General features: G+C 56.0%; 15 protein-coding genes and 1 riboswitch. Of the genes, 14 read left to right on the top strand and 1 reads right to left on the bottom strand.

The features are described 5' to 3' along the window. Positions 1–60 precede the first annotated feature (60 nt). From JD108_RS16060 to JD108_RS16015, 10 genes are all read left to right on the top strand, one after another. Positions 61–1062: an LCP family protein gene (locus JD108_RS16060; RefSeq protein WP_198827027.1), complete on the top strand. Its 1002-nt coding sequence runs from the start codon at positions 61–63 to the stop codon at positions 1060–1062. A gap of 205 nt (positions 1063–1267) precedes the next feature. After that, the gene (locus JD108_RS16055; RefSeq protein WP_198827026.1) at positions 1268–2983 is read left to right on the top strand and encodes a long-chain-fatty-acid--CoA ligase; all 1716 of its coding nucleotides are present in this window, start codon (positions 1268–1270) and stop codon (positions 2981–2983) included. Positions 2984–3135: 152 nt separating this feature from the next. Next, on the top strand, positions 3136–3723 hold the full coding sequence (locus JD108_RS16050) for a fatty acid metabolism transcriptional regulator FadR (protein ID WP_198827025.1): 588 nt from the start codon (positions 3136–3138) through the stop codon (positions 3721–3723). Between the two features lie 116 nt (positions 3724–3839). Further along, positions 3840–4613, top strand: coding sequence for an enoyl-CoA hydratase (locus tag JD108_RS16045; RefSeq protein ID WP_198827024.1), 774 nt, complete (start codon positions 3840–3842; stop codon positions 4611–4613). Positions 4614–4661: 48 nt separating this feature from the next. Then, complete coding sequence (locus tag JD108_RS16040) at positions 4662–5429, top strand: electron transfer flavoprotein subunit beta/FixA family protein (protein WP_198827023.1); 768 nt, start codon at positions 4662–4664, stop codon at positions 5427–5429. Positions 5430–5448: 19 nt separating this feature from the next. Next, positions 5449–6408, top strand: coding sequence for an electron transfer flavoprotein subunit alpha/FixB family protein (locus JD108_RS16035; RefSeq protein ID WP_198827022.1), 960 nt, complete (start codon positions 5449–5451; stop codon positions 6406–6408). 192 nt (positions 6409–6600) lie between these two features. Beyond that, the gene (gene trxA, locus JD108_RS16030) at positions 6601–7050 is read left to right on the top strand and encodes a thioredoxin (protein WP_267459280.1); all 450 of its coding nucleotides are present in this window, start codon (positions 6601–6603) and stop codon (positions 7048–7050) included. A 359-nt stretch (positions 7051–7409) separates the two neighbouring features. After that, on the top strand, positions 7410–7670 hold the full coding sequence (locus tag JD108_RS16025) for a DUF2164 domain-containing protein (protein ID WP_198827021.1): 261 nt from the start codon (positions 7410–7412) through the stop codon (positions 7668–7670). A gap of 30 nt (positions 7671–7700) precedes the next feature. Beyond that, positions 7701–9482, top strand: a complete 1782-nt coding sequence (gene uvrC / locus JD108_RS16020) for an excinuclease ABC subunit UvrC (RefSeq protein WP_198827020.1) — start codon at positions 7701–7703, stop codon at positions 9480–9482. Positions 9483–9592: 110 nt separating this feature from the next. Beyond that, positions 9593–9780, top strand: a riboswitch (Lysine riboswitch). Between the two features lie 215 nt (positions 9781–9995). Further along, entirely contained in the window at positions 9996–11237 is a 1242-nt protein-coding gene (locus JD108_RS16015; protein ID WP_198827019.1) for an aspartate kinase, read from the top strand. Positions 11238–11446: 209 nt separating this feature from the next. Here JD108_RS16015 and JD108_RS16010 read toward each other — a convergent pair whose 3' ends face one another. Next, positions 11447–11890, bottom strand: a complete 444-nt coding sequence (locus JD108_RS16010; RefSeq protein WP_198827018.1) for a DUF2507 domain-containing protein — start codon at positions 11888–11890, stop codon at positions 11447–11449. A gap of 398 nt (positions 11891–12288) precedes the next feature. On the opposite strand from JD108_RS16010, the gene JD108_RS16005 reads away from it, so the two are divergent. From JD108_RS16005 to JD108_RS22705, 4 genes are all read left to right on the top strand, one after another. After that, positions 12289–12900, top strand: a complete 612-nt coding sequence (locus JD108_RS16005) for a succinate dehydrogenase cytochrome b558 subunit (RefSeq protein WP_198827017.1) — start codon at positions 12289–12291, stop codon at positions 12898–12900. Between the two features lie 18 nt (positions 12901–12918). Further along, on the top strand, positions 12919–14679 hold the full coding sequence (gene sdhA / locus JD108_RS16000) for a succinate dehydrogenase flavoprotein subunit (protein ID WP_198827016.1): 1761 nt from the start codon (positions 12919–12921) through the stop codon (positions 14677–14679). Between the two features lie 18 nt (positions 14680–14697). Beyond that, a complete protein-coding gene (gene sdhB, locus JD108_RS15995) occupies positions 14698–15447 on the top strand; it encodes a succinate dehydrogenase iron-sulfur subunit (RefSeq protein ID WP_198827015.1) in 750 nt (249 codons plus the stop codon). Between the two features lie 321 nt (positions 15448–15768). Then, a complete protein-coding gene (locus tag JD108_RS22705) occupies positions 15769–19533 on the top strand; it encodes a S8 family serine peptidase (protein ID WP_198827014.1) in 3765 nt (1254 codons plus the stop codon). Positions 19534–19634: the final 101 nt, after the last annotated feature.

The raw sequence follows: 19634 nt of genomic DNA, 5'->3' as shown, positions 1-19634 counted from the left end.
AGTCCCCATCTGAGCCTGGCAAAGATGGGGTTTTTTCTTACCTCAAGGGGGGCGACATCGATGAATCTCTTTTCTTTTTTCCGTACATACAAAAAGCGCTTGCTCGGGTATGCGCTTTTTTGCCTCGTGACATTTGCGATCGCATCCATCGGCATGACCGTTTATCAGGTGAAACAGATGACCGGGGAGTGGTACGCTCCACTCGAAGCCACAGATGCCAAGCCGGACGTCACCAGCCTGCGGCCGGCATCCGGATCGGCGCCGCTGGAACTGCTCGCCGGAAGCAAGCCGCTCCAGCCCTTTTCGCTGCTGGTGCTGGGCATCGACAGTCGAGACGGCGAACGGGCCCGCTCGGATACGATCATGCTGGCTGCCGTCCACCCGGAAAAACAGCGTGTCTACCTGCTGTCGATCCCCAGGGACACGTACATGGAGATCCCGGGATATGGCCATGACAAGCTGAACCACGCGATGGCCTACGGGGGCCCCAAATTGGTAAAGGAGTCCCTGGAGGGCTTTCTCGATGTCCGGATCGACCGCTACCTCACGATCGATTTTGACGGGTTCCGCAAAGTGGTGGATGCGCTCGGAGGAGTTCCGATCGACGTCAAAAAGAAGATGAAGTACACAGACACAAGCGACGACACCTATATCGATCTCTCGCCGGGTCTGCAGACGCTCAGCGGCGATCAGGCGCTGGATTACGCCCGCTACCGAAAGAGCGATACCGGACGGGAGGACAGCGATTACGAGCGGATTAAACGGCAGCAGGAGCTCGTTCAGGCATTGGCCGAAAAAGGGACATCGGCAGAGGCGTTTGCCAAGGCCTTTACGCTGATGGAGATCCTGGGCGATCACGTCCGCACGGATTTGACCGAAAGAGAGATCGCCTCGCTCCTGCTCTCCTACAGCGATCCCACGCCCAATACGATCCGCTCGGACACGCTCACCGGGGCGGACGAGAGGATCTGGCATCACGATGTGCTCGGCTGGTATCACCTGGTCCCTGAGCAGGAGCGCGGACGCGTCAGACAGGAGATAGGAAAGGAACTGGCTCCGTAAATGCAGGGAGGAGTCATGGATCGAGGGGGAGATGTGCCCGGGACGACCCGGAGGCATCTCCTGTTATTCTTTTCGAAAATATGAACAGAAAATGCAATTTTTGTTGGAAAATTAACTATCTTTCGAATAGAATGGAGGTGGAAGAGGTTATGAATGTGTATCGTACGGGAGAGGTAAGGTCAATATGGGAATGGAGGAATTGTCCATGTCTATTGCCAAGCCTTGGATTGCCAGTTACCCGCCCGAAACTGCACCGTCACTGGAATACCCCCGTGTTCCGCTGACGCATTTTCTGGAAGAAGCGGCGGCAGAGTTTCCCGATCATCACGCCCTCTATTTTATGGGGAAACGAATCACCTACCGTGAGCTGTTGACCATGTCCTACCAGTTTGCCAACGCCTTGCTCAGACGAGGAATCAAAAAGGGAGACCGGGTGGCCATCATGCTGCCAAACTGTCCGCAGGCGGTGATCTCCTATTACGGTGCCTTGTTTGCCGGGGCTACGGTCGTCATGACCAATCCGCTCTATACGGAGCGGGAGCTGATTCACCAGTTAAACGACTCCGGTGCGGAAACGATCATCACAGTCGATCTGTTGTACAAGCGCGTCACGCAGGTCAGACCCTCCACGCCTCTGAAACGTCTGATTATTACGAGTATTGGCGATTTTCTACCGCTTGTGAAAAGCTGGCTATACCCCCTCGTCCAATGGAAACAAGGCCAGAAACCGCAAGTCGTCTACAGCAGCGATGTGGAGGCTTTTCTTGCCGTCTTAAAAGAAAGCGCTGTCACGCCGGTCAAACCCGATATCGACCCCGAAAACGATCTGGCTCTGCTGCAGTATACGGGCGGAACGACAGGCGTAGCCAAGGGCGTCATGCTGACTCATCTGAATCTGATCGCCAATGCCCTGCAGTGCCGTGCGGTCCTGTACAAATGCCAGCGCGGCAGGGAGCGGATACTGGGCGTGCTTCCTCTGTTTCACGTCTACGGCATGACTACGGTCATGAATCAGGGTATCTCGATCGCGGCGGAACTGATTTTGGTGCCCAAATTTAACGTCAAGGAGATCCTGGGTCTCATCGACAAGACCAAGCCCACCCTGTTCCCCGGCGCTCCCACGATGTACATCGGACTGATCAATCATCCTGATCTCGCCAAATACGATTTGAAATCGATAGAAGCTTGCGTCAGCGGCTCTGCCCCTCTTCCTGTGGAAGTGCAAAACCGGTTCGAGGAGCTGACCGGCGGCAAGCTGGTGGAAGGCTACGGACTGACCGAGGCTTCCCCGGTAACCCACTCCAACCCCATCTGGGGAAGGCGGATAAACGGCAGCATTGGTTTGCCCTGGCCGGATACAGACTGCAAAATCGTGGATCCCGCGACCGGCGAAGAACTCCCGAACGGGGAGATCGGCGAGCTGGCTGTGCGCGGCCCGCAAGTCATGCTGGGCTATTGGAACCGGCCGGAGGAGACGGCCGCCGTCCTGCGCGATGGATGGCTGTTGACAGGCGACATGGCGTACATGGACGAACAAGGCTATTTTTACATTGTGGACCGCAAGAAGGACATGATTATTGCCGGAGGCTTCAACATCTACCCGCGCGAAGTGGAGGAGGTTCTCTTTGAGCATCCAGCCATTCAGGAGGCGGCGGTCATCGGCGTCCCTGACCCGTATCGCGGCGAGACCGTGAAGGCCTTTGTGGTATTCAAGCAGGGACAGGAGGTCAGCCAGAGCGACCTGGATGAGCATTGCCGCAAGCGTCTGGCCGCCTATAAAATCCCGCGTCTCTACGAAGTCCGCACCGAACTGCCAAAGACGATGGTCGGCAAAGTCTTGCGCCGCCAGCTACAGGAAGAGGAAAAAGCGCGGCGCGAGCAGACAGAAGAAGTCAATCAGGAACAGGAAAAAACGAGCTGAAAGTACGATGAGGCCCTCCTTTTTGGAAGGGCTTTTTCTTTGCGCTGGAGCAACTCACCAACGGGGATTGACAGGACAAGGCAACTGTCATAAACTGTTTGTGAATGAATGGTCATTCAGTACAGAACTTGCTGATCAACGTGGAGGGTAACATGGCGAAAAAAACGGGGGAAAAGTATCAAGCCATTATTGATGCGGCTGTTCGCGTCATTGCTCGGCAGGGCTATCACAACGCCCAGGTATCGAGAATAGCAAAAGAGGCGAAGGTAGCGGACGGCACCATCTACCTCTACTTTGAGAACAAGGATGACATCCTCATCTCGCTTTTCAACGAGAAGATGGGGGCTTTTATCGAACAAGGCCGAGGGCGCCTGGCAGAGGCGACGTCCATCGAGCAAAAATTGTACATCCTGGTGCACGCTCATCTGAGTCAGCTTTCTCGCGATCCGGAGCTGGCAAAGGTGACGCAGATCGAACTGCGTCAGTCCAATCCGGAAATCAGCGAGGGCATCGGTGCCGTGATGAAGCTCTACTTCAATTTGATTGAAGAGCTGCTCAGAGAAGGCATCGAAGCCGGGGTTTTCCGCCCTGACATCGATGTGAGGCTGGCGCGAAAAATGATTTTTGGCACGCTGGATGAAGTAACCACGTCCTGGGTCATGAAACAATGCAAATACGACCTGCTTTCGCATGTTGATCCCATTCATAACCTCTTCCAATTCGGTTTGATGGGCAAATAAGAAAAGAAAACGCTTTTGTTGATAGAGTCCGTTTGTTACAATGAGGAGAGAGCAAGACTGAGCGTTCGCTCAGAAATGAGTAACCCTTCCGTGGGAAAAGGTAGAGGGGGAGAAGCATGTATTCTCATTGGAATGTGCAAAGAGAAGATCGGATCGCGGTCGTCAGCATCAACCGGCCACCGGCCAACGCTCTGAGCCAGGAGACCTTGAAGGAACTGAACGCGCTTTTGGATGAGCTGGAGAACGACTCCCAGGTAAAGGTGATCGTCCTCACCGGAGAAGGCCGCTTTTTCATCGCCGGCGCGGACATCAAGGAATTTACCCAGCTCGAGCCGCAAGACGCAGAGGCGATGGCGCGGGCCGGGCAGAAAACATTCGACCGCCTGGAGACTTATCCAAAGCCGATTATCGCGGCGATCAACGGCGCATGCCTCGGAGGCGGGCTGGAGCTCGCGCTGTCCTGCCACATCAGGCTGGCGGCTCCCGAGGCGAAGCTGGGCTTGCCTGAGCTGAATCTCGGTCTGATTCCCGGCTATGGAGGCACACAGCGACTGCCGCGCCTGGTCGGTCGGGGGAGGGCGACACAGATGATCCTGACCTCCGAGATGATCGGCGGGGAAGAAGCGCTGCGCCTCGGTCTGGTGGAAGCGGTCTATCCGCTCGACCAGCTGGTGGACAAAGCAAAGGAACTGGCCCTCGCGATATCGCAGAAGAGCGCCGCTACCTTGCGACTCGCCCTCGAAGCGATCCACACGGGAGTCATTGACGGCCTCACTGCCGGACTTGAGCAGGAGGCGAAGCTGTTTGGGCAGGCATTCGCTACAGAAGACATGAAAGAAGGGGTTTCCGCCTTTTTGGAAAAACGGAAGCCGGAATTCTCGGACCGCTAATACGGAGTGCCTGGCAAGGCTCCCTAGTCACGATGAGGAGGTATTCTTGTGAATATTCTGGTTGTCATGAAGTCCACCTTTGATACAGAAGAAAAAATCGTCATCCAGGACGGCAAAATCCAGGAGGACGGCGTTGAATTCATCATCAACCCATACGACGAGTATGCGATCGAGGAAGCCATCAAGCTGAAGGAAGAGCATGGCGGCGAGGTGACGGTGATCTCCATCGGTCCGGATCGCGTCGAGAAAGAGCTGCGCACTGCCCTGGCGATGGGGGCGGACAAAGCCATTTTGGTCGATGACGAGTCGCTGTTCGGCGATGAGTACACGACGGCCAAGGTGCTGGCTGCCGTGGCGAAAAAAGTGGGCTTTGACATCATCCTCGGCGGACAGATGGCAGTCGACTCCGGCGCAGGTCAGGGCGGTCCGCGCCTGGCCGAGGAGCTCGGGATCAACCATGTGTCCACAGCCGTCAAACTGGAGGTAAACGGTACGTCGGTTCGCGTAGAGCGCGACGTCGAAGGGGATATGGAAGTAGTAGAAACCAGCCTGCCTGTGCTGGTGACGGCGCAGCAAGGGCTGAACGAGCCGCGCTACCCTTCTTTGCCCGGGATCATGAAGGCGAAGAAAAAGCCGCTGGATCGCCTGTCGGCAGACGATTTGGGCATCTCTGCCGCAGAGGCGGCTCCGAAAACGGTGGTGGTGGACCAGACGCTTCCGCCGAAAAAAGAAGCAGGCCGCATCCTTTCCGGAGAGATCCCTGCTCAAGTTTCCGAACTGGTCCAATTGCTGCGCAATGAAGCGAAGGTAATCTAAGCGAGAGGGAGAGAAGAACATGAAAAAAGTGCTGGTAATTGCAGAAGTACGTGACGGACAATTGCGCAACGTCTCTCTGGAAGCGCTCGCTGCAGCAGGGACTTTGGCGGAAGGCGGAGAAGTCGTGGCTGCCCTGCTGGGACCGGATACCGCGCAGCACGCCGCTGTGCTCGGTCAGCATGGAGCGGGCACCGTCTATGTGGCTGACCATGCGGATCTGGCGCAGTACACGCCGGATGCGTATGCGCAGGCTCTGAAACAACTGATCGAATTCGCCAATCCGGATGCCGTCGTGCTGGGCCATACGGCAATCGGCCGCGATGTGGCGCCGCGTGTAGCCGCCCGCCTGGGGCTGGGCCTCATCTCGGATGTCACCGGGATCGAAGCAGGACCGGTCTTCGTGCGTCCGATCTACGCAGGCAAGGCGTTCCAAAAGCGCCGGTTTGAAGAAGGCAAGCTGATGATCACGATTCGTCCGAACAACATCGCTGCCGGCGAAGCAGATGCAGGTAAAACGGCGACAGTGGTTCCGTTCGAGGCAGAGATCAAGGATCTTCGCTCGATCGTCCGCGAAGTGGTCCGCAAAACCAGCGGCAAGGTAGACTTGTCCGAGGCCAAGGTGATCATCGCGGGTGGACGCGGCGTGAAGAGCGCCGAGGGCTTCCAGCCGCTGAATGAGCTGGCGGACGTGCTGGGCGCGGCCGTTGGCGCATCGCGCGGAGCATGCGACGCCGACTATTGCGATTACTCCATGCAGATCGGCCAAACCGGCAAAGTGGTCACGCCTGACCTGTACATCGCGTGCGGCATCTCCGGCGCGATCCAGCACCTGGCCGGCATGTCCAACTCCAAAGTGATCGTCGCCATCAACAAAGATCCGGAAGCGCCGATCTTCCAGGTCGCGGACTACGGCATCGTCGGAGATCTGTTTGAAGTCGTTCCGCTCCTCACTGCTGAATTTAAAAAGGTGCTGGTATAACGCAAGCACATTTGCCAAGATACGCCGACCGGGCCCATAGAGTGTGCCCTGGCTACGTACGGGCGAACCGGCATGATAACGAACAGCCTTGCTTTTACGTCGGCAAGGCTGTATTTTTATGCCTCATCCGCGGCTCTCTTTTGCCTGGCAGTTATGGTTTTCTCGCGCCTTCCCGGAAAAAAAGCGTAGGAAATGGAACTTCGGACACAATATACTTTGACATGTCAGAAAGTGTCGCCCGGCGTAGTCATTTTATGCGGAGGATGGTATACTGATTGGCGTGTGGAACCTTTTTCCGTACCGAATTTAAGGAGGTTATATTCCATGGCAATCGTGAATGCAACGGATCAGACATTTTCCCAGGAAGTAGAACAAGGCGGTACTGTCCTGGTTGACTTCTGGGCTCCTTGGTGCGGCCCTTGCAAAATGATCGCACCTGTGCTGGAGCAAATCGACAGCGAAGTGGGCAGCAAGCTCAAAATCGTCAAAGTAAACGTCGATGACAATCCGGAATCCGCAGGTCGTTTTGGCGTCATGTCCATCCCGACCCTGATCGTGTTCAAAGATGGCCAGCCTGTGGACAAAGTGATCGGCTTCCAACCGAAGGAAGCGCTCATGGGTACTGTGGGCAAACATCTGTAAGGATAGGCTCGCTACTTCATATTGCAGGTCAAAAGCAGCATTCGCTTTCATCACGAGCGGGTGCTGCTTTTTCTTTTCGCTGCGTCTACGTAAACACGCTCTCCTCGAAAATTCCAGACGTCTCGTCCCGTTCCCCGTACGCACTGGCGACAGATTCCGTCGAGTTTTCCGCAAAAACATGGTAACATGAAGAATAGAACGTACATTCTCGGTGAACGATTCCAGGCTGCGAGAACCCGCAGCGAGAAGCGAAGAGTGCTCGGTACACCTGTTTCACGAAAGATCCAGTCACCGTCGTCTGTGCCGGGAAAGAAAAGAGAGGACATCCCAATACGGACAATCGGAGAGGGGTTAGGCAGATGAAAATGAGAAAATTTCCACGGGAGCAAAGGGAGTACATCATCAGCCAGATACAGCAATACTTCCAAGAAGAGCGGGGCGAAGAGCTGGGGCATCTGGCAGCCGAGCAGATGCTGGACTTTTTTTTGAAAACGCTCGGACCCGTCGTGTACAATCAAGCGGTGGACGATTGCCGCAAGCTGATGCTGGAGCGGATGAGCGCTTTGGAGGATGAGCTGTATTCCCTGGAACAGCCGCTCATGCCGTACGGCGGCAGGTAATTTTTAACGATACAGAAGGAGGGAGCAGCCGTGCAAAGCTCCTTGAAAGACAAGCTAGCCGTCCTGCCGGAAAAACCAGGCTGCTACCTGATGAAGAACAAAGAGGGCGACATCATATACGTGGGCAAGGCCAAGGTGCTGAAAAACCGCGTGCGCTCCTATTTCACTGGAAGTCATGACGGCAAGACGCAGCTTTTGGTCAGCGAGATTGCCGATTTTGAATACATCGTCGTCGCATCGCCGATCGAAGCGCTGATTCTGGAGTGCAATCTGATCAAGAAGCATAATCCCCGCTACAACGTCAGATTGATGGACGACAAAACCTATCCGTATATCAAGATCACCAACGAAGCGCATCCGCGGCTGGAGATCACGCGCAAAGTGCTGAAGGACAAAGCGCGTTATTTCGGCCCGTATCCGAATGCGGGAGCGGCTTCCGAGGTGAAAAAACTGCTGGATCGCCTGTATCCGCTGCGCAAATGCAAAACGATGCCCAAGCAGGTCTGCCTCTATTACCACCTCGGCCAGTGCTTGGCGCCGTGCGTATATGACGTGGATGCAGAGGAAAATCAGCGGTTGGTCGAGGAGATCGCCCGTTTTCTCGACGGCGGCCACGAAGAGATGAAAAAACAGCTGACCGCGAAAATGGAGCAGGCGGCCGAGCAGATGGAATTCGAGCGGGCCAAGGAGTACCGCGACCAGATTCGCAGCATCGAAGCCGTCATGGAAAAGCAAAAGATCACGCTGGCAGACACGGTGGACCGGGACATCATCGGCTTTTCCGCGGAAAAGGGCTGGATGTGCGTGCAGGTCTTCTATATGCGGCAGGGAAAAATGATCGAGCGCGACACGACCTCTTTTCCCTATTACGGCGGCGAGAAAGAAGACTTTATGTCGTACGTGAGCCAGTTCTATTACGACAAGCAAAATGTGCTGCCGCGTGAGATCCTGCTCCCCGAAGAGAGCGATCCGGAGCTTCTGTCGGAGTGGCTGGGGATCAAGGTGCATGCGCCAAAGCGGGGGAAAAAGCGCGAGCTGGTGCAGATGGCCTGTGAAAATGCGCGGATTTCCCTGGAGGAGAAATTCGCGTTGATGTCCAAAGACGATGCCCGGACAATCCAGGCTGTACACAACCTGGGACATATTCTCGGCATCGGCACGCCGCATCGGATCGAAGCCTTTGACAACTCCAACATCCAGGGCGCGGAGCCGGTGTCAGCCATGGTGGTCTTCACGGATGGGCGGCCGGACAAAAAAGAGTACCGCAAATTCAAGATCAAAACGGTCGAAGGCCCTGATGACTACGGCTCCATGCGGGAAGTCATCCGCCGCCGCTACACCCGCCTGCTCAAGGAAAACCAGCCGCTGCCCGATCTGATCGTCATCGACGGCGGCAAGGGCCAGATCAGCGCGGCCATGGATGTGCTGGAAAATGAGCTGGGCCTGTATATTCCCGTCTGCGGGCTGGCCAAGGACGACAAACACAAGACGGCGCAGCTGCTCTATGGAAACCCGCCCGAGCCGGTCGAACTAAAGCGGGACAGCTACGAGTTTTATCTGCTTCAGCGCGTGCAGGATGAGGTACACCGCTTTGCCATCACGTTCCACAGGCAGTCGCGCACCAAGACGCTGCTCACCTCCCAGCTGGACGAGATTCCGGGAATTGGGGAAAAGCGGCGCAAGCTCCTGTTCCAGCATTTTGGCTCGCTCAAAAAGATGAGAGAGGCCACGGTAGAGGATTTCCGGCAGTTGGGCATCGGCGACAAATTGGCCCGGGAGATCATCGCCAAACTCCGAAAGATGGATCTGTAATTCACAGTCCTGAGCCTTTTTAACGAATGATCAAAATACTGTTTGAACAACAGTGGCAAGCGTGATATAATCCCTTTCAAACAGAATACTGTAACCTCACTTCCCCAATGGAGTGAGGTAGAGGCGCGAAAACCATGAGTACCACCCCGAGATCGGGAATCGTTGAAGGGCTGTGGAAAGGGGGATTCGCCGAAGTACAAAGAGAGACCCGCTCTCTTTTGTGCTGGGCCTGTGTTGAACAAATACAGGACTGTCATCTGGCCAATGCCCGATTGCCAGATGGAGAGCTATCTCACGAGTCTGCGTGCATGATTGTCAGGGTGTGTCTTTTTCTGTGTATCTGCACATGGATGACTCGCGTAGTCCAGGGAAGGAGGAACCGATCTTGTCTATACATGAGTAGGCAGCGGCAGGTGTATTCCTCGTCGCTGCCTTTTTTCATTGGAATATGCGCAACCGAAGAGAAAGACCTGTCGATGCAGATGTATATATGGAAAAAGGGAGAGAAGCCGCATGGGTTTGATCGTGCAGAAATATGGAGGTACCTCTGTTGGTACCGTTGAACGCATTTTTCGAGTAGCCGACCGGATTGTTGAAAATAAAGAAGCGGGCCATGACATGGTGATTGTCGTATCCGCCATGGGTAAATCCACAGACGTGCTGGTGGATATGGCAAAGCAAATTTCCCCGTATCCGTCGGAGCGAGAAATGGATATGCTCCTGGCCACAGGGGAACAGGTATCCATCGCCCTACTGTCGATGGCGCTGCATCAAAGAGGCTACGACGCTATCTCGCTGACGGGCTGGCAAGCGGGAGTCGTAACGGAATCGATTCACGGCAGAGCCCGGATCAAAGAGATTCAGACAGAGCGAATCCAGCGCGAACTAGCCCGGGGACGCGTCGTCATCGTGGCAGGTTTTCAGGGAGTCAGTGACGAAGGGGAAATTACCACGCTGGGCCGCGGCGGTTCCGACACCTCCGCAGTGGCGCTCGCAGCGGGCCTGAACGCCGAGAGATGCGAGATTTTTACGGATGTCGCAGGCGTCTTCACAGCCGATCCGCGCGTCGTTCCCGCTGCACAGAAGCTGGACAGCATCTCTTATGACGAAATGCTTGAGCTCGCCAATCTCGGGGCGGGTGTCCTGCACCCCCGCTCGGTCGAAGCGGCGAAAAAATATCAGGTGCGGCTCGTGGTCCGCTCCAGCTTTACCACAGAAGAAGGTACGTATGTAGAGGAGGTTCCCCAGATGGAAACAGGAAGAGTAGTAAGCGGAGTCGCCCATGATGAAGACGTGGCGAAGGTGACGGTCGTGGGCATGCCGGCCCGGGTAGGAACCTTGTCCCGCCTCTTTCACACGCTGGCGGACAATCAGGTGAATGTGGATATTATCATCCAAAGCTCCTACGACGCCGACGTCACCAATATTTCCTTCACCGTGGCAGGCAGCGACCTGCATAAAGCCCTGGATACGCTGGCCGCCAATCAATCCGAACTGGGCTTTGCCAAAGTGGACCATGAAGAAGGCTTGACGAAGGTCTCCATCGTCGGTGCGGGCATGGTGAACAATCCGGGCGTAGCAGCGGAGATGTTCCGCGTCCTGGCCGAGCAGGAGATTACGATCAAAATGGTCTCCACCTCGGACATCAAGGTCTCTTGCGTGATTCCGGCGGCGCTCACCGAATTGGCCGTTCGCAGCCTGCATACGGCCTATGGCTTGGACGCCAGCACCGAGGCGATCGTCCACAGCATATAACATAAGGGAGAGGGAGCTCTGCACCGGGGCGGAGCTCTCCTGCCATCTTTGATTGCTCTCCCCTCTTGCCCACGCGAAAATGGGTGAGAGGGGTTCCGCATGTGTGCGGCCATGCGCGGCCATGCCGGTCATGCGTTCCAGCGAGGCCAAGAAGGGCCATGCGAGGCAAAGCAGGGCAAGCGAAAAGGATAGCCTGCGGAGGGGCGCGCTCAATACGTCAGCGTGATCAAGACGCTCCTCTTCTCCTCCACTTCCATCCGCACCTCTGCCTCCCGTCCCAACCAGCGATGGAAGGCGCCGGCGATGATTCCGCACTCGAGCGCCAGCGAGCGAAGCAGTCTCTCGGGAGGCATGTACAGATAGGCGGTGTGCATCAGCCGGTAGCGATAGCGCTTCTCCCCCTCTTCCAGGACGTCGAGCTGCCCCAGTCCCAGCCGGATAAAGGGCATGACGACGCCGGATGCGGATTGGATGGGGATCTTTCGGCCGATATCCTTTCCCAGCCAGTGCAGGATGGCCTGCTCGCTCTCGCCGAGCAGGGCGCGCGTAATCTGCTCGCGGAAAAGGTGGTAGCCCAGATAGGGCATGTGAATGCGTTCGATGTCGGCAGCGACGCGCGACGGGAGCAGCGCGTCCAATTGGTCCTCTTTCACCGGGATGCCTCCTTTCCCATCCAGATGGACGAGAGCTCGTCTCACAAGAAGAGAGGCAAACGACATCTGGCAGGGCTCTGTTCAATTTTGAGATTTGGTAAAAGATTATGAGAAAGAAAGAGTTCTTATGACAGAATGATAGAAATCCCGCGATTTTTTTATTGCATTCCAAAAATAGAATAAGTCTATTTAACTGGCTTGACGCTCCATAAAGACAGGAGTACAATTGGTTTTGGTCAACGTTTTGCCCAACTTTTTTCCGTATTCCGACACAATCTGCCAAAGAGCTGGGTGAAAGTCGCCTTCGACTATGTGTAACCCTGCCGGCAATGGGTTAGGATAGTGGGGAAAAGCTCTATGAAAAGGACGCGACATATAACTGAAAGGGGGACCATCTTATGGCGAAAGGCCATAGCTTTTTGAGTCACAAGCTGCATTCTTTACTTGGTTTGTTCCCAATCGGGCTGTATCTGCTGTTTCACCTGACGGCCAACTATCAAGCGACAAGAGGACCTGAGGCGTTCAACCAAGTCGTTGGTATGATCGAACACGTACCGTTCTTGATCGTCGTCGAATTCATCTTTATCTACATTCCCATCCTGTTTCACGCTGTGTACGGGATCTACATTGCTTTTCAGGCAAAGCACAATGTAGGCAATTACAGCTATGCGCGGAACCAAATGTTCCTGTGGCAGCGCTTGACAGGAATTATTACGCTGATTTTTATCGCGTGGCACGTCTATGAAACACGCATCCAAAAGGCTCTCGGCGCTGAAGTCAACTTTGACATGATGGCCGACATCCTGAGCAATCCGGTGATGGTAGTCTTCTACTCCATCGGGATTCTGAGCACGGTATTCCACTTTTCCAACGGTCTGTGGTCGTTTTTGGTTCACTGGGGCATTACCGTTGGTCCGCGTTCCCAACGCGTAGCTACTTACGTTACTATGGGCATTTTCGTTATTGTTTCGTTCATCGGCCTCCGTGCGATGGCAGCGTTTATTCAATAGGGATAGGGGGACTCATACATGGCAAAAGGTAAACTGATCATAGTCGGTGGTGGTTTGGCCGGCTTGATGGCTACCATTAAAGCAGCAGAAAAAGGCGTTCCCGTCGAGTTGTTCTCCCTGGTTCCGGTGAAGCGATCTCACTCCGTCTGTGCGCAGGGTGGAATCAACGGTGCCGTTAACACAAAAGGGGAAGGCGACTCCACTTGGGAGCATTTTGATGATACGGTTTACGGCGGAGACTTCCTGGCGAACCAGCCGCCTGTAAAAGCGATGTGTGACGCCGCGCCAGGCATTATCTACATGCTGGACCGGATGGGCGTCATGTTCAACCGTACGCCGGAGGGACTCTTGGACTTCCGCCGCTTCGGGGGAACCAAGCACCACCGTACCGCATTTGCGGGAGCGACGACAGGGCAGCAGCTGCTGTACGCGCTGGACGAGCAAGTCCGCCGCTTTGAAGCGGAAGGTCTCGTCACCAAATACGAATACTGGGATTTCCTCGGCGTCGTATTGGACGACAAGGGTGCCTGTAAGGGGATTACCGCCCAAAACCTGCGCTCCTCGGAAATCAAATCCTTCCGCGCAGATGCCGTTATTTTGGCAACGGGCGGACCGGGGATCATCTTTGGTAAATCCACCAACTCCATCATCAATACCGGTACGGCCGCATCTGCTGCGTACCAGCAGGGCGTCATCTATGCGAACGGCGAAATGATCCAGATTCACCCGACGGCGATTCCTGGCGACGACAAGCTGCGCCTGATGTCCGAATCTGCCCGCGGTGAAGGCGGACGCGTCTGGACCTACAAAGACGGGAAGCCGTGGTACTTCCTCGAAGAAAAATATCCGGCCTACGGAAACCTGGTGCCGCGCGATATTGCGACGCGGGAAATCTTCCACGTCTGCGTAGACTTGAAGCTGGGCATCAACGGCGAGAACATGGTGTATCTCGACCTGTCCCACAAGGATCCAAAAGAATTGGATGTCAAACTGGGCGGTATCATCGAGATTTACGAGAAGTTCGTTGGGGATGACCCGCGTAAAGTTCCAATGAAAATCTTCCCGGCTGTTCACTATTCCATGGGCGGCATGTGGGTAGACTATAACCAAATGACCAATATCCCTGGCCTGTTCGCAGCAGGTGAGTGCGATTACTCCCAGCACGGTGCCAACCGTCTCGGCGCGAACTCCCTCCTGTCCGCAATCTACGGCGGGATGGTGGCAGGACCAAAAGCAATCGAGTATATCAACGGCCTGGACGAATCCGCCGAGGATCTCTCCTCTGCGCTGTTTGACAGCTTCGCCAAGGAGCAGCAAGACAAGTACGACGCTATCCTGAAAATGGACGGCACCGAGAACGCCTACCTGCTCCACAAGGAACTGGGCGAGTGGATGACCGATAACGTCACCGTCGTGCGCTACAACGACCGTCTGCAAAAAACGGATGAGAAGATCCAAGAGCTGATGGAGCGTTACAAGAACATCAACATCAACGACACAAGCAAATGGAGCAACTCCGGCGCTTCCTTTACGCGTCATCTGTGGAACATGCTGGTGCTCGCCCGCGTGATTACCCTGGGTGCTTTGAACCGCAACGAGAGCCGCGGCGCTCACTACAAGCCGGAATTCCCAGAGCGCGATGACGAAAACTTCATGAAGACCACTATGGCGAAGTACAATCCAGAGACGACCGCGCCAGAAATCTACTATGAAGAGATCGATGTTTCTCTGATTCCGCCGCGCAAGCGTGACTATACGTCTGACAAGAAGAAGAAGTAAGAGGGGAGGGAACTGATCATGGCAGAAAAGCTTATTCACCTGAAAATCACCCGTCAAGACAGCCCTGACAGCGCTCCGTATGTGGAAGAATTTAAAATTCCGTACCGTCCGAACATGAACGTGATCGGTGCGTTGATGGAGATCCAGCGCAACCCTGTAAACGCCCAAGGACAAAAGACAACGCCGGTCAACTGGGAGTCCAACTGTCTGGAGGAAGTGTGCGGCGCTTGTTCCATGGTGATCAATGGCAAGCCCCGTCAGGCATGTTCTGCTCTGATTGACAAGCTGGAGCAGCCGATCCGTTTGGCCCCGATGAGCACTTTCCCGGTTCAGCGTGACCTCTCGATCGACCGCAGCCGTATGTTTGATGCCCTGAAGCGCGTCAAAGCATGGATTCCGATCGACGGTACTCACGATCTGGGACCAGGTCCGCGCATGCCGGAAGTGGATCGCCAATGGGCGTACGAGCTGTCCAAGTGCATGACGTGCGGCGTATGCCTGGAAGCATGCCCGAACGTGAACCAAAAGACAGACTTTATCGGACCTTTTGCGATCTCCCAGGTGCGTCTGTTCAACCAGCATCCGACAGGTGCGATGAACAAGCACGAGCGTCTGGAAGCACTGATGGAAGACGGCGGCATCCAGGATTGCGGAAACTCGCAAAACTGCGTGCAGTCCTGCCCGAAAGGCATTCCGCTCACCACGTCCATCGCGCATATGAACAAAGAAACAACCAAATACGCCGTGAAGCGTTTCTTCTTCTCCTAAGCGAGCGGCTGACCAAAAGCGTGCATACCGTAACTGCGGTGGCACGCTTTTTATATAGGGGAGGAACGGGGCTGCAGCGAGAAGAAGCATGTTTCCCTGCTTAGCTCCGGGCTCCGCCCCGCTGGTGGGCAAGACTGTCCGCTCTCGCGGAGGGCCGCTGTGGAGCGGACAGTGAATCATCCATGTGGGCGGAGAACGGAGCCTAGCATGGGAACGTGCTTCTCCTCGCTGAAGCCACGTTTTATGTACCTTTTTCGAATACGGGCCTCCCTTCCATGGAAGACTTATGTTATTGGATGTTTTTCTGGAAGGAGGCAAACGATGAAAAAACAGCTATTGTCTATCGGGTTATCGTTGGTTTTGCTTCCGTCTACGACGGCGGGTACATGGGCTCCGAAGGGAGGCGCGCCCGATGTCGTCAGTGCGAATCTGCTGCAGCAGGCCCGGGAGGACTTGCACGTGGTCCGCGGAGAAGTGGGAGGGCCCGTCCGATCGGGCGCGAGCGGAGGCGGCGTCCAGTCAGCCTCTGCGGATGAATGGACCCGGGCCGATCATGTGCTGCTGGGCGAACAGGTCACCGGGACGCCCACATCGGCTCTCGAGATGATCGAGGCGACCAAGGCCTGGCAGGAAGGGGGCGTCAAAGGTGAGGGAATGCTGGTCTCCGTCATCGATACGGGGATCAATGCGAAGCATCCTGATCTCCCCGCACCCAAAGACAAACGGGCCGCTGAGCAAAAATCAGGGTCGACGCAAAAAGTGCTTCCCGGCTACAACTGGGCCGACCGGAATCAAGTGACGGTGGATGTCGGCGAATCGCAGCACGGCATCCATGTGGCCGGAATCGTCGCCGCGAATGGCAAGCTGAAGGGAGTGGCTCCCGAGGCGCAGCTGCTCAGTCAGAAGGTGTTCAGCAACTACCAGGGGGAAGTCCCGGGACTCAGCGAATCGATCTTGTTTGCAATCAATGATTCCATCGCGAAAAAGGCAGACGTCATCAACCTCAGCCTGGGGTCGTCGGCCGGATACGTGGATGAGACGAATACAGAGCAGTACGCGATCAAGCGGGCAGTGGACAATGGCGTGATCGTGGTCGCGGCTGCCGGAAATGACGCCTACTTTGGCAGCGACAAAGTAAAAGCCCAGAACCCGGACGTCTCGATGATCGGCTCGCCGGGCCTGGCGCCGGACGCGCTTTCCGTCGCTTCCGTCAATGCGACAACGCTGGCAGGCTACAGCTTTCAGGTGGACGGAGTCGAGGGCGTGGACCGGGTCGTCTATCTGCATGCACATGCGGGCAATGGTCAGGCGCTCAATCCTGTGCAAGCCCTGATCAAGACGTATGAGCTGATCTACATGGGCAAAGGGAAAAAGGAGGATTACAACCTGTCGGCCAAGGGAAAGATCGTGCTCTTGGAGCGGGGCGACATCTCTTTCGACGAGAAGCTGCGCAACGCCAAGGAGGCCGGTGCTGCCGGGGCGATCATCTATAACAACCAGCCCGGACCGCTGATCATTTCCGCAGAGACGACCTCCACCCTGCCGGCCGTCTCCATCCTGAAGCAGATGGGGGAACAGCTGGCACAGGCTTTGAAGAAAGGGAAAAAGGTTCAGGTGAACTTCGACGGCAGGTATGCGCAGAACCCGATGCCGTATCCGGAGGGGGGCACCGTCTCGGCCTTCACTTCCTGGGGGCCGACGCCCGATCTGCAATTCAAGCCGGAAATCGCCGCACCCGGCGGGGGCATCCTGTCGCTGGTGAGAGAGAATGATTATGCCGTCAAAAGCGGAACCTCGATGGCAACGCCGCATGTGGCCGGCGGAATGGCGCTCTTGAAGCAGGCGTATTTGAAGCAAGGCCGAAAGCTCTCCGGAAGAGAGCTGGTCGAGACCCTGAAGGCGGCAGCGATGAACACGGCCCAGCCCGTATTGGAGCCGCAAAAAGCGACCGAAGCGGCCAGCGGAAAGAAAAAGAGCGGGCTGCCCTATAGCCCCCGCGTGCAAGGGGCGGGCTTGATGCAAATCGCCAAGGCGATGAAAACGCCCAGCATCGTGACAGACGCCAAGGGAAAAGCGGGGGTGTCCCTCGGTGAAATCAAAGAGACCGCATCGTTTTCCCTGTTTGTCGAGAACAAATTCGGCAAAAAGCCGGTCACGTACCGCATCCGTGACGAATTTGGCGTGCTGACAGACAAACGGGAGAACGGTATCAATACGTTGTCGGCTACGGTGCTGCCGGGGGCCTTCCTGCGCTTTTCGACGCAAGAGGTGACCGTCAAGCCGGGACAGCGCGCGGAAGTCAAAGTGATGCTGCAGCTGCCGCGCAATGCGCCCCGCAATATTTTTGCCGAGGGCTATGTCGCTCTCCAGCCAACGGACAGCGACATTCCGACTCTGCGCGTGCCGTATTACGGTTTTTACGGCAACTGGGATGAGCCCCGCGTGATGGATCAGCCGATGTGGGAGGACGACAGCCAGGAGCATCGGACAGGCGTCAAAACAACCTGGTATCACGACAAGGAAAATGACAAATGGAAGTATCGCGATTATCTCGGCGTGACCGGCGTGACGGAAGACGGGAAGGTCCAGGTGGATCCCGAAAAAATCGCGTTTTCTCCGAATGGGGATGGACATTACGATGTAGCGGCGCCGTCCGTCACCTTTTTGCGCAATGCCCGTCAGGTGATGGTGGATGTCGTCGACAAGAACGGCACGCTGATCCGCTCCCTGTCCCGCGGCGAAAAGATCAGCAAGTTCGACCAATCCAAGCTGGGCACGGCCTACTACTACACGGAGCGGGAAGAGTGGAGCTGGGACGGCAAGCGTTTCAACCCGGAGAAAGGGGTCTACGAGACTGTCCCCGACGGCAGCTATCAATTCATCATCCGGGCCCGCATCGACAATCGCCGGGCGAACTGGCACACCCTGACGCTGCCCGTAAAGGTCGATACCAAAGCGCCCGCCGTCACCGCCTCTCTCTCCGGCAACAAGGTGCAGTGGAGCAGCCGGGACAAAGACATTCAGGGCTATCTGCTGTATGTCGACGGCAAAAAAGTAGGCGGCCCCTATTCTGCCAGCGTCACCAGCACATTTGTCAGCCAGCCTGACAAGCGCATCTCGGTGGTGGCATATGATTACGCCGGCAACATCAGTGTCGCGCATATCCACGGCAAGAGCGATGTCGTGCCCCCGTTTGTCAAATTCCCCAATGACCTCTACTCCTCCGTGCTGATATCGGCTCAGCCCGATGTGGCGATCGCGGGACGAATTGCGGGCGAGGATATGCTGGACCGGGTGCGGCTCCTGATTCAGAAAAAGCCGATCCCGGTCGAGACGGACGGCTCCTTCCAAACGATCCTGAAGCTGCCGGAGGGGCTGAATTACGTCACCTACCAGGCACAGGATATGTACGGCAACACCAGGCAGTTTACCCAGCGGGTCATCGTCGATACGACGCCGCCCCAGCTGCAATTCATGAATGACGGGACGGAGGAGGTCTACTTTGACCAGGCCACCAAGCGCATGCTGGTTCCGGTGCGCTTTAGCTACCGCGATCAGACCTACAAGGGGCAGGCCAGCGTCAACGGGCAGATCATCTCCAGCTGGGAGGAGGATCAGCTGGAAAAAGTGGTGCAGAAAAACCTGTCGCAGCGGTTAACCCTGCATCACGGAGAAAACCGGATCCTGCTGGAGGGGAAGGATGGGGCAGGCAATGAGGCTTCTCTGGTGGTGTACGCCTATGTCGATGCGCAAGCCGGATCGATCGTGATGCATCACGGAGAGCAGCGCTATACCTATCAGGCGAAGCCGCTTCCGGCCCCCGTCCTGAAATTTGACGAAAAGAGCAAGGAAGCCCATGCAGGAGAGAGCATCCTGATATCGGGAAGGGTGCAAGCGCCCGGCACCGTGCTGATGCATCTCGATTACGGGCAGCAGCATCTTCCCGTCGATGTGAACGACCAGGGACAATTCCGTGTCTTGGTCGACGACATCAAGGAAGGCAAGCAAAAAGTCTCGGTGGTCGCCGTCGATGCATTGGGGCGGGAAGCCAAGGCTGAAATGGTGATTGTGGGCAAAAAGCGATAGTTAAAAGCGAGGGTGCCGGATCGGCATCCTCTTCTCGTTACGGGAGGTTGTCCATGTTTTATCACGGGATAAATTGGGTATATGTACGGAAGGAGTACCCC

Source organism: Brevibacillus composti (assembly GCF_016406105.1).
Taxonomy (GTDB): domain Bacteria; phylum Bacillota; class Bacilli; order Brevibacillales; family Brevibacillaceae; genus Brevibacillus; species Brevibacillus composti.
The sequence above is the reverse complement of the archived record's forward strand: the minus strand, read 5'-3'. Positions and strand labels throughout refer to the sequence as shown.

Excerpts from the sequence above, each read along its gene's own strand:
- JD108_RS16060 (WP_198827027.1), top strand. The coding sequence starts at position 61 with ATGAATCTCTTTTCTTTTTTCCGTACATACAAAAAGCGCTTGCTCGGG.
- JD108_RS16055 (WP_198827026.1), top strand. The coding sequence starts at position 1,268 with ATGTCTATTGCCAAGCCTTGGATTGCCAGTTACCCGCCCGAAACTGCA.
- JD108_RS16050 (WP_198827025.1), top strand. The coding sequence starts at position 3,136 with ATGGCGAAAAAAACGGGGGAAAAGTATCAAGCCATTATTGATGCGGCT.
- JD108_RS16045 (WP_198827024.1), top strand. The coding sequence starts at position 3,840 with ATGTATTCTCATTGGAATGTGCAAAGAGAAGATCGGATCGCGGTCGTC.
- JD108_RS16035 (WP_198827022.1), top strand. The coding sequence starts at position 5,449 with ATGAAAAAAGTGCTGGTAATTGCAGAAGTACGTGACGGACAATTGCGC.
- trxA (WP_267459280.1), top strand. The coding sequence starts at position 6,601 with ATGGAACTTCGGACACAATATACTTTGACATGTCAGAAAGTGTCGCCC.
- JD108_RS16025 (WP_198827021.1), top strand. The coding sequence starts at position 7,410 with ATGAAAATGAGAAAATTTCCACGGGAGCAAAGGGAGTACATCATCAGC.
- JD108_RS16015 (WP_198827019.1), top strand. The coding sequence starts at position 9,996 with ATGGGTTTGATCGTGCAGAAATATGGAGGTACCTCTGTTGGTACCGTT.
- JD108_RS16005 (WP_198827017.1), top strand. The coding sequence starts at position 12,289 with ATGGCGAAAGGCCATAGCTTTTTGAGTCACAAGCTGCATTCTTTACTT.
- sdhA (WP_198827016.1), top strand. The coding sequence starts at position 12,919 with ATGGCAAAAGGTAAACTGATCATAGTCGGTGGTGGTTTGGCCGGCTTG.
- sdhB (WP_198827015.1), top strand. The coding sequence starts at position 14,698 with ATGGCAGAAAAGCTTATTCACCTGAAAATCACCCGTCAAGACAGCCCT.
- JD108_RS22705 (WP_198827014.1), top strand. The coding sequence starts at position 15,769 with ATGAAAAAACAGCTATTGTCTATCGGGTTATCGTTGGTTTTGCTTCCG.